Origin of the sequence: Lysinibacillus sp. FSL K6-0102 (assembly GCF_038003545.1) — a bacterium.
GTDB classification, from domain to species: Bacteria; Bacillota; Bacilli; order Bacillales_A; family Planococcaceae; genus Lysinibacillus; species Lysinibacillus capsici.
Genome location: NZ_JBBOPH010000001.1, coordinates 4,013,434 through 4,029,846, shown reverse-complemented (window position 1 = coordinate 4,029,846; position 16,413 = coordinate 4,013,434). Strand labels below are relative to the sequence as shown.

General features: G+C 37.8%; 15 protein-coding genes and 1 other annotated feature. Of the genes, 8 read left to right on the top strand and 7 right to left on the bottom strand.

The features are described 5' to 3' along the window. Positions 1-42: 42 nt before the first annotated feature. The 3 genes from NYE73_RS20465 to serA form a co-directional block, all read right to left on the bottom strand. On the bottom strand, positions 43-966 hold the full coding sequence (locus NYE73_RS20465; RefSeq protein WP_115674058.1) for a hypothetical protein: 924 nt from the start codon (positions 964-966) through the stop codon (positions 43-45). Further along, entirely contained in the window at positions 956-1,459 is a 504-nt protein-coding gene (locus NYE73_RS20460; protein ID WP_233732853.1) for an RNA polymerase sigma factor, read from the bottom strand. The genes NYE73_RS20465 and NYE73_RS20460 overlap by 11 nt, the downstream gene beginning before the upstream one ends. A gap of 96 nt (positions 1,460-1,555) precedes the next feature. Continuing rightward, entirely contained in the window at positions 1,556-3,169 is a 1,614-nt protein-coding gene (gene serA, locus NYE73_RS20455) for a phosphoglycerate dehydrogenase (RefSeq protein ID WP_016992109.1), read from the bottom strand. Positions 3,170-3,329: 160 nt separating this feature from the next. Beyond that, positions 3,330-3,571, bottom strand: a binding site (T-box leader). Positions 3,572-3,975: 404 nt separating this feature from the next. On the opposite strand from serA, the gene NYE73_RS20450 reads away from it, so the two are divergent. After that, positions 3,976-5,625, top strand: a complete 1,650-nt coding sequence (locus NYE73_RS20450) for an FAD-binding dehydrogenase (RefSeq protein ID WP_048391767.1) — start codon at positions 3,976-3,978, stop codon at positions 5,623-5,625. Between the two features lie 13 nt (positions 5,626-5,638). Next, entirely contained in the window at positions 5,639-5,761 is a 123-nt protein-coding gene (locus NYE73_RS20445) for a hypothetical protein (RefSeq protein WP_255349860.1), read from the top strand. A gap of 6 nt (positions 5,762-5,767) precedes the next feature. On the opposite strand, the gene trhO is transcribed toward NYE73_RS20445, so the two are convergent. Then, positions 5,768-6,739, bottom strand: coding sequence for an oxygen-dependent tRNA uridine(34) hydroxylase TrhO (gene trhO, locus NYE73_RS20440; protein WP_259949862.1), 972 nt, complete (start codon positions 6,737-6,739; stop codon positions 5,768-5,770). A gap of 138 nt (positions 6,740-6,877) precedes the next feature. On the opposite strand from trhO, the gene NYE73_RS20435 reads away from it, so the two are divergent. Continuing rightward, the gene (locus NYE73_RS20435) at positions 6,878-7,660 is read left to right on the top strand and encodes an enoyl-CoA hydratase (RefSeq protein WP_048391764.1); all 783 of its coding nucleotides are present in this window, start codon (positions 6,878-6,880) and stop codon (positions 7,658-7,660) included. A gap of 52 nt (positions 7,661-7,712) precedes the next feature. Here NYE73_RS20435 and NYE73_RS20430 read toward each other — a convergent pair whose 3' ends face one another. Next, on the bottom strand, positions 7,713-7,898 hold the full coding sequence (locus NYE73_RS20430) for a YhzD family protein (protein WP_036075853.1): 186 nt from the start codon (positions 7,896-7,898) through the stop codon (positions 7,713-7,715). Between the two features lie 258 nt (positions 7,899-8,156). Here NYE73_RS20430 and NYE73_RS20425 point away from each other — a divergent pair, with 258 nt between their 5' ends. The 4 genes from NYE73_RS20425 (at position 8,157) to NYE73_RS20410 (ending at position 14,666) form a co-directional block, all read left to right on the top strand. Then, entirely contained in the window at positions 8,157-9,371 is a 1,215-nt protein-coding gene (locus NYE73_RS20425; protein ID WP_066037075.1) for a metallophosphoesterase family protein, read from the top strand. A gap of 4 nt (positions 9,372-9,375) precedes the next feature. Further along, positions 9,376-12,264 carry an ATP-binding protein gene (locus tag NYE73_RS20420; protein ID WP_259949857.1) on the top strand — a complete coding sequence of 963 codons (2,889 nt, stop codon included), beginning with the start codon at positions 9,376-9,378 and terminating at the stop codon, positions 12,262-12,264. Further along, on the top strand, positions 12,261-13,196 hold the full coding sequence (yhaM, locus tag NYE73_RS20415) for a 3'-5' exoribonuclease YhaM (protein ID WP_048391758.1): 936 nt from the start codon (positions 12,261-12,263) through the stop codon (positions 13,194-13,196). Before NYE73_RS20420 ends, yhaM begins: the two co-directional genes overlap by 4 nt. A 165-nt stretch (positions 13,197-13,361) precedes the next feature. Further along, positions 13,362-14,666, top strand: a complete 1,305-nt coding sequence (locus NYE73_RS20410; protein WP_259949853.1) for a methyl-accepting chemotaxis protein — start codon at positions 13,362-13,364, stop codon at positions 14,664-14,666. 62 nt (positions 14,667-14,728) lie between these two features. On the opposite strand, the gene NYE73_RS20405 is transcribed toward NYE73_RS20410, so the two are convergent. Then, positions 14,729-15,709: a peptidylprolyl isomerase gene (locus tag NYE73_RS20405; protein ID WP_048391754.1), complete on the bottom strand. Its 981-nt coding sequence runs from the start codon at positions 15,707-15,709 to the stop codon at positions 14,729-14,731. A 143-nt stretch (positions 15,710-15,852) separates the two neighbouring features. Here NYE73_RS20405 and NYE73_RS20400 point away from each other — a divergent pair, with 143 nt between their 5' ends. Further along, positions 15,853-15,957: a YjcZ family sporulation protein gene (locus NYE73_RS20400; protein ID WP_004230765.1), complete on the top strand. Its 105-nt coding sequence runs from the start codon at positions 15,853-15,855 to the stop codon at positions 15,955-15,957. A gap of 245 nt (positions 15,958-16,202) precedes the next feature. On the opposite strand, the gene NYE73_RS20395 is transcribed toward NYE73_RS20400, so the two are convergent. Beyond that, positions 16,203-16,388 carry a hypothetical protein gene (locus NYE73_RS20395; RefSeq protein WP_008173337.1) on the bottom strand — a complete coding sequence of 62 codons (186 nt, stop codon included), beginning with the start codon at positions 16,386-16,388 and terminating at the stop codon, positions 16,203-16,205. Positions 16,389-16,413 lie beyond the last annotated feature (25 nt).

Here is a 16,413-nt window from a genome sequence, read left to right as displayed (position 1 = left end):
TAAAAATGTACTGACCCTTCATGGAGTCAGTACATTTTTTTATTAAAAATAGACATTCAGTCCAAGGTATAAACATGTAAAAGCTATCGCTATACAAAGCTGAACAAGAGCGCTAGCAATTAAGTAACCCTTAGGTTCACCAGCCTTTTTACGATAATAGATTTGCATAAAGGAGTAGAGTGAGAAAAGGCCATAAATAATTGTTGCATGAATTGTATGGTGGACAAGATAGATACCAAATGAAATACCTCCAAACAACACGAGCATGATGGCATTGGCAATAGCATGCTCAACTGTCGCAGCGAAAAAGCGACGTTCTGTATAAGGCATTCTTTTTTTAGCAATCCATAGGATGAAATGCATAAGTAGGATGAAAATGTTCCCTAAAATAAGTTTCGTCGACCGCTTCTCATCATAAAAATAGCGTAGAGAGTCAATTGATTCTTCAATCAGAAAGGCTTGCTGGGTTTCAACATTGAAGAAAATCTTGTTATTGAGTACCTTCCATTTCTCTTGTGTACGGTCATTATAGAGAATCAAAATATCATAGATAGTACCACTTTTCCATTGACTAGCGGATATTGTTATAGGAGAAGCGTTGTCCCAATTCTGTTGTAGCTGTGTGATAGCCTTTGAATGAGCATAGCATTGCTGAGGAACATAAAGGCAAGAATCCTTTGCTATAAAGGTATCCTTGTTCAGATTCTCCTTTAAGTAGACACGTTGGATGGCTTTGGAGGAATCCATTGTCATAGGAGAATCAGTCGGACGTTGAACAAAAGTTAAAATTAATAAAGAAAGAACTACTATAAATAGCACTGACACAGAAGGAATTTTCCATCCATTTCCAGTAGTTTGTTTACTAATTACTGAGGGCTCTGTCATATTGCGTAATAATTTTTTTTGCTGCTGATCAGATAACATTAAATCATCTAAGTGTTGCCATGTCTTCTTATCATTCTTCATCCATCTCACCTCCTAACTGTTTTTTTAATGCGATGAGTGCTCGTTTTAATGTGTTTTTTACTTTCCCCTCATTCCAGCCAAGAATAGCGCAGGTTTCTTCGATGGAAAGCCCCTCTATTTTGCGCAGAATGATCACATCACGATAGGTAATTTTTAGTTTTCGAATTGCAAGATACAGTATCTTGGCATCTTCTCGTTGCATCAGCCATTGATGAGGAGAAGGTGACGCTTGTTCTTCATGCTGTTGTAAAAAAGGGACAAACTGAATAATCCTTTTCCGACGATAATGATCATAGGCAAGGTTGCGTGCAGTGCACCGCAACCAAGCGAGATCGGCTCCTTCTTTTATTGTTTGGTGATGGTTCAAATAACGGACAAAGGTTTCCTGTGTATAATCCTCCGCTAATTTTTCATCATTTAGTAAGTAATATAAGTATTTAAAAATGGTGTGATTATGTAAGTAAAATATTTCTTCTATGTTCAAGCTGAACACCTCCTTTTCTTTAATGACGAAGAACTCATAGAAAAGTATCATTTTCCCAAAATAAAAAGCAGAGAGTAGAGACTCCCTGCTTCTTGCTATTATTAATTATAGGTTAATGGCTTTTACCTCATCAATGTTTTCAAGCTGTGCCACAAAAACTAAATCTTCTTCTGTTACAACATTATCAACCGTTAACATCATAACCGCTGTACCACCAACCTGTGCACGACCAACCTGCATTGTTGCAATATTGATTTCTTTTTCTGCAAGCTTTGTTGCTACACGGCCAATTGCACCTGGTTTGTCAGTATTTTTAATGTAAAGAAGGTGACCTTGTGGAATGACATCTACAACATAGTCCTCTACTTTTACAATACGTGCACCTAAACCGTTTAATAGTGTACCCGCTACAGTATGTGTTTCGTTAGCAGTAATAATTTCAATCGTAATTAAGCTAGTAAAGCCTTTTGCTGTTGTTGTTTTGTGCTCATTAATTTTCATACCAATACGTTCAGATAAGTAACGAGCATTCACATCATTGACATGATTACCGTGATTTTTAGACAGTAAACCTTTTAACGCATTTGAAGTTAATGGACGAACATCATAGTTTGCTACTTCTCCTGCATAAGATAGATTGATTTCTTTGACTGGCTCTGTTGTCACTTGTGATAGGAATGAACCAAGTTTTTCAGCTAATTCAAAGAAAGGCTCAACTTGTGCAAGAAGCTCTTTAGGTATAGATGGCATGTTTACTGGATTTGTTACAGTACCTGTTTTGTAAAATTTAATGATGTCATTTGATACGTCAACCGCTACAGATTCTTGTGCCTCGATTGTAGATGCTCCTAAGTGAGGCGTTGCGATAACTTGTGGTAAAGTCAGTAGCTTATGATCTGTTGCTGGTTCAGAAACAAATACATCAAGAGCTGCTCCAGCCACTTTACCTGCTACGATTGCATCATATAAATCGTCTTCATTGATGATACCGCCACGTGCACAGTTAATAATACGTACGCCATCTTTCATCATCGCAAATTTATCTTTATTAATAAGGTTGCGAGTTTCAGGTAGAAGTGGTGTATGAACTGTAATGAAATCTGCAGCTACACAGATTTCTTCAACCGTTGCTTTTGTTACACCTAATTCTTTGGCACGTTCATCTGTTAGGAAAGGATCGTATGCCATAACATTCATACGTTGACCCTTAGCACGATAAGCTACTTCAACACCAATTCGACCAAAACCTACAACGCCTAAAGTTTTATTTTTTAGCTCCACGCCAACAAAAGATTTGCGATCCCATTTGCCATTTTTTAATGTATTAAAAGCTTGTGGAATATGACGGGCAAGTGAAGTCATCATCGCAATTGTATGTTCGGCAGCTGAGTTAGTATTACCATCTGGTGCGTTTACCACGATAATGCCGTGTTCTGTAGCAGCAGCAAGGTCAATATTATCGACACCAACACCAGCACGACCAATTAATTTTAAGCTTTTAGCTGCTTCAATTACTTCACGTGTTACCGTTGTTTGAGAACGAACAAGTAATACATCTACATCAGCAATTTTAGCGATTAATTCTTCTGGTGCTAAACCTGTGTCTACAATAATGTTTAAATCTAAATCTTGTTCCTGGCGTAATGGGAAAATACCATCCTCACTTAGTGGATCAGCGATAAATACGTTAATAGTTCTTGTTTTTGTTGCAGTAGTCATTATAATTAGCTCCTTTTTTTATCATTATTGGCTATGGCTTTATCTACGATAGTCTGAAATTTGTAAAATTCGAACATCTTACAGCATACAAACAATCTCCTTTCTAAATCGAAGACAATATAAAAAGCCTTCCACGCCTTACAAACACAGTTAGTGTGTTGTAAGGGGCGAAAGGCTGTATAAACTTTGGTTCGCGGTACCACCCTTAATCACTGCTGGAAAATTTATTCTGGCAGTCTTAGCTATATGCGTAACGTGCATGAGACGGATAAGCATACTTTTAAGTTGTTCAGCCTATCTATTCAGGAGTGGAACTATTATCGTAGAAATCACTGATTTGCACCAACCATCAGCTCTCTTTGGATTTTCTTGCGACTAGTGTGTCTCCGTCGTTATATTTTTTATGATTAAATTTGTTAACATCATAATCCCTATTGTTCACCTTTGTCAACGATATTTCTTAAAAACTTTAAAAATACTGACTTCAAAAGTCTGAAAAATAACTAAAAACGAATATTATTTATATAATACTGTTGTATTGTTCGTCTTTTTGGGGAATACAATGAAAGCGCTAACGATATTTGAAAAGTCCGATAGTATCAGGTTTCTGTGTAGTTTTAGCATTGAAAATTATATGGGAATTAAATGGAATAAAATAGAGGGTTTATGCTAATTATCCATGAATTTGTTCTAAGAAAGCGAACGTTTTTGTTTGTCACATTTTAGACAAAAATATAAAAAGTAGAAGGTAAACAGACTGTGAGAGAAGAATGTTAGTTAAGGATGATTGATTTGGGGGTGTAAGAATGAAGTACGATGTTGCAATAGTCGGTGCTGGTCTTGCAGGACTAGTCGCAGCTTGTGAATTAATTGATGCAAAGAAAAAAGTTCTTTTAGTAGATCAAGAGCCTGAAAATTCAATCGGAGGACAGGCATATTGGTCTTTTGGAGGAATATTTTTAGTAAATTCTCCAGAGCAAAGAAGGCTTGGAATTAAAGATAGTAAGGAGCTTGCATGGCAGGATTGGCAAGGAACTGCAGGCTTTGATCGTTTAGAAGATGAGGATTCCTGGGCGTATAAATGGGCAAGAGCATATGTCGATTTTGCTGCAGGTGAAAAATACGACTGGTTAAAGTCAAAAGGTATAAAGTTTTTCCCTGTTGTTGGATGGGCAGAGCGGGGAGGCTCATTGGCAGGAGGGCATGGCAATTCAGTACCTAGATTTCATATTGTCTGGGGAACAGGCCCTGGCATTGTAAAGCCATTTGTAGATAAAGTAAAACAGGCTATGAAAGAAGGATTCATTGACTTCAAGCCAAGACATCGTGTGGATGAATTTGTGCAGCAAGAAGGGAAGATTATAGGAATTAGCGGAACGGTGCTAGCTGAAACCTTTATTAATCGAGGTGAAAAAAGTTCGAGATTAGGAATCGGTGAATTTTCCTACGAAGCTAAAGCTGTGATTGTGGCAAGTGGTGGTATTGGGGCAAATTTTGATTTAGTGAGAAAAAATTGGCCTGCTCGATTAGGTACCCCTCCCAAAAATATGGTATGTGGTGTACCAGCTTACGTTGACGGAAGAATGCTAGAGATCACGGAACATGCTGGGGGACGCATTGTAAACCGTGATCGCATGTGGCATTACACAGAGGGTTTAAGAAATTGGGATCCAATATGGCCCAACCATGGAATTCGGATATTGCCTGGTCCCTCCTCCCTGTGGTTTGACGCAGAGGGGAATCGTTTTCATGCACCCAACTTTCCAGGGTTTGATACACTCAGTACGTTAGAGGCGATTCAAAAAACAGGTTATGACTATTCCTGGTTTATTTTAACGGAGAAAATTATTGAGAAAGAATTTGCTTTATCTGGCTCGGAGCAAAACCCAGATTTAACAAACAAAAGCATTGGCGATGTTCTAAAACGCATTTTACCAGGCCCACCTGCTCCTATCCAAGCTTTTAAAAATCACGGAGAGGATTTTGTGATTGCACATGATCTAAAGGAACTTGTAGATGGAATGAATAAACTTGCTGGAAATGAGCTACTTGATTTCATGAAGATTAAAGAGCAAATCTTGGCAAGAGATCGGGAAATGGACAATAAGTTTACAAAGGATTTGCAAGTAAACGCTATTCATGGAGCAAGAAATTATATTGGGGATAAATGGGTGCGTGTTGCCAAGCCACATAAAATTTTAGATACCAAAAATTGGCCTTTAATTGCTGTTCGCTTAAACATTCTAACAAGGAAAACTTTAGGTGGCTTACAAACAAATTTAAATGGCGCTGTTTTGGGCATGGACGGTCAGCCAATTCCTGGGTTATTTGCTGCTGGTGAAGTAAGTGGTTTCGGTGGCGGTGGCGTCCATGGCTACCGCGCTTTAGAAGGGACATTTGTTGGTGGTTGTTTATTTAGTGGACGCCAGGTAGGGCGTTATTTAGGGCAAGGATAAAGTGCATAAATGAATGAAGAGCATCGTTTTGATGAACGATGCTCTTTTTAAATGGATTGATAATGTTGGAGTAGATCACTATGCTGAAGTTTTGAGCAGAAATCCAACAGCAATGCGCACCTTGATTAAATTATGAAATGGATTAACAATTTGATTGTTGGACCTCTGCAATCTTAGCAATTTGTTCTTCAACCTGTTCCTTTGTCCAACCGTTTTCCTCCACGAAAAAGTTGCGTTCTGCACGGCGACAATCATCTGAACAGCTTCGCATGTAAAATGCCTCATGTTTTTCTTCACAAAGCATTAACTTATGACACGCTGGGTTTGCACAGTTTGTGTATCGTTCAGAAGGCTCCCCGGTGAAATAATCCTTCCCAACAATAACATGTTCCACCTGATTAATCGGTACACTTCGACGGCGGTCAAAAACAAACATTTGACCATCCCATAATTGACCTTTTACCTCAGGATCCTTCGCATATGTAGCAATACCGCCGTGTAATTGACCTACGCTCTTACCATAGCCCTCGCGTTTTAGCCAACCAGAGAATTTTTCGCAGCGAATACCACCTGTACAATAAGTTAAGATTTTTTTATCTGCAAAATCTTCTTTATGTTCCTCCATCCAAGCAGGTAGGTCACGGAAGTTTTCAATATCTGGTCGAACAGCTCCTCGGAAATGACCGAGATCATATTCATAGTCATTACGGGCATCGATAACCACGGTGTTGTCATCTTGCATCTGTTCCATAAATTCTTTAGGTGTTAAATAATCACCTGTGATTTCTAACGGATTGATATCCTGTTCTAAACCGAGGTGAACAATTTCTCGACGAGGACGTACATGCATTTTTCTAAAGGTATGCCCTTCAGTCTCATCAATTTTCCACATCATATCGCTAAAACGAGCATCTGCCTTCATATGATTCATGTAAGCATCTGTTTGCTCAATGGTACCTGATACAGTTCCGTTAATACCTTCGTAACCTACTAAAATACGACCAAGAAGCCCTATCTCTTTACACAATGCTAAATGTTCTTCTGCGAACGCTTCAGGATCTTCAATCGTAATATATTTATAATAAAGTAATACACGATAGTCTTTTTGTGTCAAAATACATTACCACCTTTATCTCGATATTCGTCCTTTAATATAGCATAACAGGAGCAATTTTGCTTAGAGAGAAGGAGTTTTCTAAAAAAACACGAATTATACATAGTGAATGACTATTCATATTTGGGGGTTATAGAGATGGAATTTTCAACGATTACATTAGAAAAATTAGAGCGTCGAGCAACCTTAACATTGAATCGTCCACAGGCGATGAATGCAATGGATGATGTCATGATGCGTGAACTTGCAGAATGCTTTGAGGCTCTACAGCAGGAAAAAGATATTCAGGTGCTTGTTATTCGTGGAGAAGGAAAGGTCTTTTCTGCGGGTGGTGATATAAAAGCAATGCTAGATGAAAGCAAACCACTGAATATTGATGAGGCAATGGTTTATCTGACACGTATCGTGAAGGCATATTATCAGCTACCAATGATTGTGATTGCAGCGGTTCATGGTGCATCAGCAGGTTTAGGATTTAGTCTAACACTAGGGGCAGATATTATTGTAGCCTGTGAAAATAGTAAACTTGCTATGAATTTCATTGGAATTGGACTGATTCCAGATGGGGGCGGTCATTTCTTCATGAAGGAGCGTGTAGGTACTGTTAAAGCGAAACAAATGATATGGGAGGGAAAGGTATTAACAGCAAAAGAAGCATTAGATGCAGGGTTAATTGATTATATTGCACCAGAGGGCACTGTATTTGCAATGGCAGATCAGGTGGTGGGGAAAATGCTTGCATCCCCGATTTCTTCCATGATTACAACGAAAAAAATTCTACATGCACAAAATATGCCACAGCTAGAAAATATCTTAGCATTAGAGGCTGAGGGCCAGTCTGCAATGCGTAAAACAACAGATCATGTCGAGGGCATTCATGCATTTGTAGAGAAAAGAACGCCTGTCTTTGTAGGCAAATAAAAATAATAAAAGGCGCGTAGCAAACCATTGACTACGTGCCTTTTATTAGCCACTAAACATGGAATAAAATTAATTTACCTGAAGCGTTTACAAGACGATGAGTTTTATCGGCAACACCTTTTTCCTCAATTTGTTGTTGTCCATTTAGTTTAGCAGCCTCATCATTTTCAAAAGTCCAAGTTTCATCAAACAATGTTTCCCCTGTTTTTTCAAAAGCTGTAAAACGATAATTCTCCATACAGACCCCACCCTTTTACTTGAATATATTTCTATTATACATAGAAGATTTATAAACTTCACGGTAAAACTAGTGAATTTTTTGATAAATTACGAAAATTGTGGAAAAAGTAAGGCAATGTTGTTTTTTTCGTAATAGCATTTTTCATCAAACATGAGTTATGATAAAATAGAACAAATATTCGGTTTTGAATAAACAACATATTATTACTTTGGTTTTGTACTAAAGAGAGAATTATCTACTATTTGAGGTGATTGGATGTCAGCAATTCGTTTTTTCCATATGGCAGATTTACATTTAGATAGTCCATTTAAGGGCTTATTTGGTCTACCCGAACCCATTTTAAAAAAAATACGGTCAAGCACTTTTGAAGCGTTTGATAAAATTATCCTTAAAGCGATTCAGGAAAAACCTGATTTTTTACTAATTGTTGGGGATATTTATGATGGTGAAAATCGTAGCTTGCAAGCACAACGAAGATTTCAAGATGCAATGGAGAAGCTTTTTCAACACAATATCCCTGTCATTGTGAGCTACGGAAATCATGATCATTTAAATGGTACATGGACACGCTTTTCTTTACCAAGTAATGTCTATGAATTACCAGCTGAAACGAGTGTAGTTCAATTAAAAATACGGGGTCAACAAGTGAATATATATGGTTTTAGCTATCCTGAACGTCATTTAAAGGAATCTGTTATTGAAAGCTATCCAACTGCACATGATCAGCATGCCATTCATATTGGTATGCTTCATGGCAGTGAGGCAGGCAATACAACACATGATGTGTATGCCCCTTTTACAAAACAACAGTTACTTGAAAAGAACTATCATTATTGGGCGCTTGGCCATATTCATAAACGACAGCTTTTACATCAAAACCCTCCAATTGTTTATCCAGGCAATATTCAAAGTCGACATCGTAAAGAACAAGGAATGAAAGGCTTTTATGATGTGACGCTATCCAAAACATCGACTGAGCTTGATTTTATCTCTACCTCTGCTGTTGTTTATAGCACCATTGAGGTGGATTGTACGAATGTGGTACACGCCAATGAATTATTGAAGAGATGTGCAGAAGCTATTACAGCTAATAGGAAGAAGTATGGCGCATCGGTAGTAGAGCTTCATTTGCAAAATATTGACGAACAAACGGAAGCTTTATTTGAACATGCAACAGTAGATGCATGGTTAGAGACTATTCGAGAGGCTGAGGAAGGTATTGACCCAATGTGTTGGGTACAAAAGATGGTGTTGCAAAAGGCAGCGAGATTTTATGAGCATACAGCAACAACTCAATCCGTTGTGAGCTTAATGGAACAATGGGACAGTAATGAATGGAAGGATATTCTAAAAGATTTGTACCAATATGCTGGTGGTGCGAGGCTGATAGAGCCACTTAGTGAAAAGGATATTGAGAACTTAACCCATCGTGCACAGACATTATTAGCAGAAGAAATTCAAAGGGCGTGATTACATGCTGACAATACAGAAAATCCAAATTTATGGCTTTGGTAAGCATGAAAATATCTCCATTTCGTTAAATGATGGTGTCACTATTTTTTATGGATTAAATGAAGCAGGAAAAACGACGATACAGCAGTTTATACTACAAATGCTTTTTGGTTTCCCAACAAGGCAGCAGATACAGCGCAAATATGAGCCGAAAATTTCAACAAAATATGGAGGTCAGCTGACACTTTTACACCCTATTTATGGTCAATGTACAGTTGAACGTGTGAAAGGAAAGGCTGCTGGTGATGTTACTGTCTACCTAGAGGATGGAACGACGGGGCAAGATGAGTTGTTAGTAAAGCTTTTATATGGATATTCTAGGGCATCCTTTGAAGCCATTTTTTCTTTTTCGCTGCATGAACTACAAGGTATTGAAAAAATGTCTGAAGAGGAGCTAACCCATTTGCTACTTGCCTCAGGTACAACAGGTATTCAGTATTTATCCGCACTTGAAAAGAAAATGGATAAAGAGGCTAGTGAGCTGTTTAAAAAGACAGGTAAAGTGCCATTGATTAATCAAAAGATTGAACAACTAAAGCAGCTTGAGCGGACAATTAAACAGGAACAGGTGAAGATTCAAACCTTTGAGGATAAATTACAGCAATTACAATTACTTGAGCAAAATTTAGAACAGCTATTTGGTACGCAAAAACGGCAACAGCAACAATGGCAGCAATTAACTATTCAAAAGCAAGCACTCCCTCTCCTCAAGCAGCAACAGACATTGCAACAGACAATGACCAATTTTCAACATGTTCAGTTTCCATCAGAGGGTATCAGACGGTATGAGCAGGTAAAGGATCGTTTGTTACATGAAAGTCAGCAACTGATGCAATTAAAGGAGCAGCATCAAATATTGCAGGAGAAAATACTTGCAACAGTGGATGAGCAAAAGGTCAATGAAATGGCTTACCTTATGCAAAAAGAGGCAACGTGGCATCAGCTAATGGTGAAAGAGCAAAATTTACAGGATGATCTATTTTTGCTCGAACAAGAAATTGAAGCACAGTTTCGTTTACTAGGTGTAACAGAGAAAGAAGCACAAGAAAATCTTTTGAACGAAACAGTTTCACTCCAACAGGAGCAACAATTTCAGCTTCAATTAAGTAAATTAGAGGAGGCGGAGGAAGAGCTAAAATTTCATCTACGTTCACTAGAGCAAGTACACCTAGAATTAGATGCAATAGCCAAACAGAAGCAACAGCTAATGCGTGAGTCATTAACAAGTGAGGAAGAACATATTTTAGCACAATGGCCTCAACAAAAGCGGAGGCTTGAGCAACTACGTTCTGCCAAATCGCAACGCAGTAAGCAGAAGCAGCCTCATGACTTTATCTGGCTTGTACTACTGATTTGCTTCATGTCGTTTGCTTATGGTGTATTTGAAAAAAACATAGTTGTAATTCTAATTGGAGCAGTTTTATCATTGCTAACTTTTTTGTTTATTCGATATGTTAAGCAAGCAAATGAACCTACTAATAAAGAGCATAGCATCCTCCTACGGGAGTTAGAGCAAGAGGAATTGACAGTACAAGCAGTTCTTGCAAAGAAGCAAAGATATGAAGATCGCTGGTTGCACATCAATGAACAGCAGAAAGAGAAGGAGCAGCAATATACTTCTCTTGAATATAAAATTCAACTAACGGAGGTAGAGAGTGAAGAGGCCACTCAAACGCTCCAACATTTTTTAAAGCGTTATCGCTTACAAGGAACGATAGCCAGATCGCTAATGCCCGAATTATTTATGCGTATTCGTGGTGTACAAGAATTAGCAGCTAAAAGAAACAGTACCTCAAGTCTGTTGCAAGAAACGCAGGTAGAAAAGAACAACATTTATGAGCAGCTTCAACGGGTTTTAGAGGGAGCCTATAATGAACATGAAATTTATATGCATTTACGAACAGCCTACCTTGAAGCACAACAGCAACAGCAACAAGCACAGCATGCAAAAGATCAGCTAGCCAGCGTTCAAATAAAAATAGAAGGTGGACAATCAAGAATGGATCGTTATACTGCTGAAATGTACGAGCTATTCAAAGAAGCAAAGATCCAAAATGAACAGGCTTATTATGAAATGCATGAGCAATTTGAACAGAGAAGAAAAATTGAGACAGAATTGCAAACCGTCCAGGCTCAATTATCTTCACTCGATCTTCAACAGAAGGAAAATCTGATTGAGGACTCTGTTAGCGAACGCATATGTGCTTTAGAACAAGAGCAGCAATCATTGCAACTAGAAATTGATCAATGTCTGGAACAACGTGCTGCTTTGCTAATGGAAAAAGAACAGCTATTAAATGATGAAAAGTATGGTCAATTACTTCAACAGTTTGAGCAGGAGAAAACGGAATTGCAGCAGTTAATTGAGCAGTGGGCAACTAAAAAAGCGGTGGCGACAGCTATTCATGAAACCCTATTCCGTCTTCGTGAAGAAAAATTACCTCATGTCCTTGAAGAGGTAAATGCTATATTCCGTTTACTAACAGGAGGAAACTATGACAAAATTTCGATTCATGAGGATGGTTATTTTGTAGCGCAGGATGCTGCAGGGATACGTTATCAAATGGTGGAGTTGTCCCAGGCTACCAAAGAGCAAGCTTATATTGCATTGCGAATGGCTCTAGCAAAAACCCTAGTGAGCGCTGCACCATTTCCAATGATTATCGACGATCCTTTTGTCCATTTTGATCGAAACCGCACAGACAAAATGGTACAATTAATGAAAGAAGTAGGATATGAACGTCAAATTTTATATTTTACTTGTCATGACACAATGCTCAACTATTGGCAAAAAAACCAGATTGTCGATATAGGAGCATTAGCAAATGAAAGGGGAGTGGCGTCAACATGAAAGGGATTACGACGCTCCAAGTTGGAGAAGTAGTTGATCAATTTTTATTAATAAAACAAGCGACAAAAGGGGTTACAACCGTTGGGAAGCCATTTATGTCGCTAATATTACAAGATAAGAGTGGGGATATAGAGGCAAAGCTATGGGATACGAATGAGGATCATGAAAAGATGTACCATGCGGAAGCCATTGTACGTGTTGGCGGAGAGATTCATGACTATAGAGGAAAGAATCAATTGCGTATTAAATCTATCCGTGTTGCTAAGCCAGAGGAAGGAATTGCTATTCACGATTTAGTGCCATCCTCTGCAACACCAAAAGAACAACTATATGAAGAATTAACGCAATTTTTCTTTGACATTAAAAACCCTAATATCTCACGGATTACAAGAGCAGCAATTAAAAAACATCAAGAGGCTATTTTAGTTTTTCCAGCAGCGACTAAAAATCATCATGACTATGCATCAGGTTTATTAGATCATATGGTCTCCATGCTCAAACTAGGTAAAGCCATTGCTGACCTATATCCAACATTAAATCGTGACTTATTATATGCTGGAATTATTTTACATGATGTAGGCAAGGTTGTAGAGTTATCAGGCCCAGTTGCCACAATGTATACAGTGGAGGGCAATTTATTAGGTCATATTACGATTATGGTAAATGAAATTGCTAAGATTGCTAGTGAGCTTGAAATTGAAGGTGAAGAAGTCATGCTGTTGCAGCATATGGTATTGTCACACCATGGGAAAGAAGAGTGGGGTAGCCCGAAAAAACCTATGATTCAGGAAGCAGAAATTTTGCATTATATCGATAACATTGATGCAAAGATGAATATGTTAACAAGGGCATTAGGTAAAACGACACCGGGCGAATTTACAGAGAGACTCTTCCCACTTGATAATCGTTCATTCTATAAGCCTACTATTTAAAAAGCAATATCAATCGTCCCATAAACTAACGTTGCTGTCTAGCTATTCGTTATTAATTTCTCTGAGTCTAAGTATTCATATATTTAATTGTAGTACCTAACTATTGTACCAATGTGAATATTTAATTTAGAATAGAGAGAGAAATTATAGGAATGGGGAAAAGTAATGGATACAGAGGGACTTTTTTCACGGAAAATTAAGCTTTGGAAAAGTTTAATTTTCAAAATGATACTAGCTATCGGCATAAGTTTATTTATTAGCTCCCATATTTCAGAATTTGTTAGTCGTCAATTCGAGAAGGTAGTGCATTTGAATGGAAGTGCTGGGGTTGCCATTAATACATTTATTTCGTTATTTATTGGCACAGTAATTATTTCGTTATGTACAAGGTATATTGTCTTAAGGCGTGTAAAGCGTGTGTTAAATGCTATGACCCAGGCTGCTGATGGCGATTTAACTGTTCGTATTGATGATCGATTAAAAGATGAAATTGGTCAATTATCGACTGAATTTAATCATATGCTAGAACAAATTGGGACGGTCATTGAAAAGACGAATAAAGCATCGACAGATGTATCAACCTTTACAAAGGAATTTACAACGATTACCGAACAAAGCAGTCAAACAGTTGAAACTATTTCGGGTGCCATTGGGGAAATTGCCTCCAGTGCAGAAGGACAATTAAGGCAAATGGATTTATTATCTGAATCAGCACATTTAATTACTAAAGATATGGATCATGCATCTTCTGCTATTCAGGAAGTTGCCTCAATAGCAAATGAAACGAACCAAAAGGCTGATTTAGGATTACAGTTAATTGAGCAAACGATTGCAAAAATGAATACCATTAATGAATCTGTTCATCAGTCAACTGCAGTTGTAAATGCTTTAGGCGAAAAATCGAAGGAAATCAGTACGATTGTAGCGTTGATTACAAGTATTACAGATCAAACAAACTTGCTTGCATTAAATGCATCTATTGAAGCAGCTCGTGCAGGAGAGGCTGGAAAAGGCTTTGCAGTAGTGGCAGATGAAGTAAGAAAGTTAGCAGAGGAATCTGGAAAGGCTGCAGATAATATTCGAACATTGGTGGATGATATCTTAAACCAAACCTCCAGTGCTGTTTATGCTATTAATAGCGGTACACAGTTTGTGGAGGAAGGCCGTGAGTCTGTTGAACAGACAGGCGATACCTTTAAAAATATAGTCGTATATTTGCAACAGATAAGTCATCGTACAACGGAGGTAAAGGATATTGTCTTGCGTGTCAATGAGAAAGCTAGTCAAACAGATGAGGCTGTAAAAGAAGTCGTTGGCATAGCAAATGGCACATCTTCGGGCATACAGCATATTGCTTTATCTATCGAGCAACAAAGTGCTTCTAATGAGGAAATAGCAAGTGCTGCAAATGTTCTTCAGACAATGTCAAATGACCTACAAACTGAAATTAGCCAATTTAAAGTAAAATAGAGTAAAAAGAGAAGCATCTGATGTATCAGGGTGCTTCTCTTTTGTTATATACTAGACTCTAATTATTTAGATTCCTTGTCAGTATCTTCTGCTTTATCTTCGGAATCCTCTTTTGGCGCATTTTCTTCAGCTTTTTTAGCTGCTTCTTCAGCTGCTTTTGCTTGTTCTTCACTTGTTGTTGTAAAGAATTTAAGCGGTTCTTTTAAATCTTTATCAGATGTTTTCACATCGGCATCTTTAGCCATTTTTGCAACGATATCTTTAAGAATCGTTTGAGCTTCACCAGTTTGGTTCAGTTTACTTAACATAGTTGAACGAATGTTTTCTTCTTCGTCTTTAAATGAACCAACACCTTTTACATCACGCTTGTCCGTAATTTCAATTACATGGTAACCAAAGCTAGATTTTACTGGTTCACTTAATGTATTTAATTCAAGAGCATAAGCGGCATCGTTAAATTCATCTACCATTGAACCTACAGAGAACCATCCAAGCTCTCCACCTTTTTGAGCAGAGCCAGTATCTGTTGAGTACTCTTTTGCAACGTCCTCAAACTTAGCGCCACCCTTAATTTTTTCAATTACTTCTTTTGCTGTTTTTTCATCTGCTACTAAAATATGACGACCATTTAATTCTGTTTTCATTTGCTCGTAGTATTTTTTCACATCTTCTTCTTTAATGGCTTGATCTTTTAAAGCTTTTTCTTGAAGAAGTTGAACACGTAAAGAATCTTTAAAGCCCTGTTCTGTTAAACCACTTTCAGCAAGCGCTTGTGTAAAGCCATCACCAAATTGTGATGCAGTTGTGTCATACGCTTCTTTGATTTCTTTATCTGTTACTTCATATTTGTCAGCTAAAACTTTTTCAGTCACCATTTGCTGCATTACATATGAGCCTGTTAAAGCTTTTGCCTTTTCATTAAAATCAGCTACTGAAATATCGCCCACTTTAGAAGTAACGATTGCTTTGCTGTCTCCGCCGCTACAAGCACCAAGCGCTAATACAGATGCAGCTAAAGTTAAAGATAAAACTGTCTTTTTCATAGTGGATATTCTCTCCTAACATGGTTTCGTCCATTTTTTACTATAACATAAACGTTTTAAAAACAAAATGGTTCCCCCTTGAGTATTGCCTATATTTCAAATTTTGAAGCGCATAGGATATAGAAAAGAAAGGGGGTGAAGTTATGGGCAACGGAGGATACGGTGGCGGTGGCTACGGCTCAGGCTTTGCTTTATTAGTTGTGTTATTTATTTTATTAATTATCGTTGGTGCAGCGTTCCTATACTAATTAATAAAACCGCGAAAAGCTAAGAGCTTTAACTCTTAGCTTTTCTTAACAATGTTAGACATTCGCGCCGCATGCCTTAGGTTCTAAACAATTTATTTGATTAGTAAAAGTTGTTGCATGGGGGGCTCGACTTATCTTCAAGCGTGCGGACGGGCGCGGATGGTGCACATGTTTTGAAAGGGGCTTTTCAAAAAAGCCCGAAAAAATTTAGATTCCATTACGCCTTGGCGTAATGGAATTTTCTGTTAAACTGCATATAAAATTTCAATGTAGAATGAGACAAGTAGGATAGTAATAAGTATATTTATAGTTCGGAATATTTTTGGTTGGTTTTCTTCGGGAATTTCACGTCGCATGCATAGAGCATATGTCATGCGGTTAATTTGAAATAAATAGAATACCGAGAATAGAACTACAATCATTAATAGCAAGTCTATTCCTCCCCTCTTTCAATAG

Bases quoted from the DNA above. Each gene is read 5' to 3' on its own strand.
- NYE73_RS20465 (WP_115674058.1), bottom strand. From the start codon at position 966: ATGAAGAATGATAAGAAGACATGGCAACACTTAGATGATTTAATGTTA.
- serA (WP_016992109.1), bottom strand. From the start codon at position 3,169: ATGACTACTGCAACAAAAACAAGAACTATTAACGTATTTATCGCTGAT.
- NYE73_RS20450 (WP_048391767.1), top strand. From the start codon at position 3,976: ATGAAGTACGATGTTGCAATAGTCGGTGCTGGTCTTGCAGGACTAGTC.
- NYE73_RS20445 (WP_255349860.1), top strand. From the start codon at position 5,639: ATGAAGAGCATCGTTTTGATGAACGATGCTCTTTTTAAATGGATTGAT.
- NYE73_RS20435 (WP_048391764.1), top strand. From the start codon at position 6,878: ATGGAATTTTCAACGATTACATTAGAAAAATTAGAGCGTCGAGCAACC.
- NYE73_RS20430 (WP_036075853.1), bottom strand. From the start codon at position 7,898: ATGGAGAATTATCGTTTTACAGCTTTTGAAAAAACAGGGGAAACATTG.
- NYE73_RS20425 (WP_066037075.1), top strand. From the start codon at position 8,157: ATGTCAGCAATTCGTTTTTTCCATATGGCAGATTTACATTTAGATAGT.
- NYE73_RS20420 (WP_259949857.1), top strand. From the start codon at position 9,376: ATGCTGACAATACAGAAAATCCAAATTTATGGCTTTGGTAAGCATGAA.
- yhaM (WP_048391758.1), top strand. From the start codon at position 12,261: ATGAAAGGGATTACGACGCTCCAAGTTGGAGAAGTAGTTGATCAATTT.
- NYE73_RS20410 (WP_259949853.1), top strand. From the start codon at position 13,362: ATGGATACAGAGGGACTTTTTTCACGGAAAATTAAGCTTTGGAAAAGT.
- NYE73_RS20405 (WP_048391754.1), bottom strand. From the start codon at position 15,709: ATGAAAAAGACAGTTTTATCTTTAACTTTAGCTGCATCTGTATTAGCG.
- NYE73_RS20400 (WP_004230765.1), top strand. From the start codon at position 15,853: ATGGGCAACGGAGGATACGGTGGCGGTGGCTACGGCTCAGGCTTTGCT.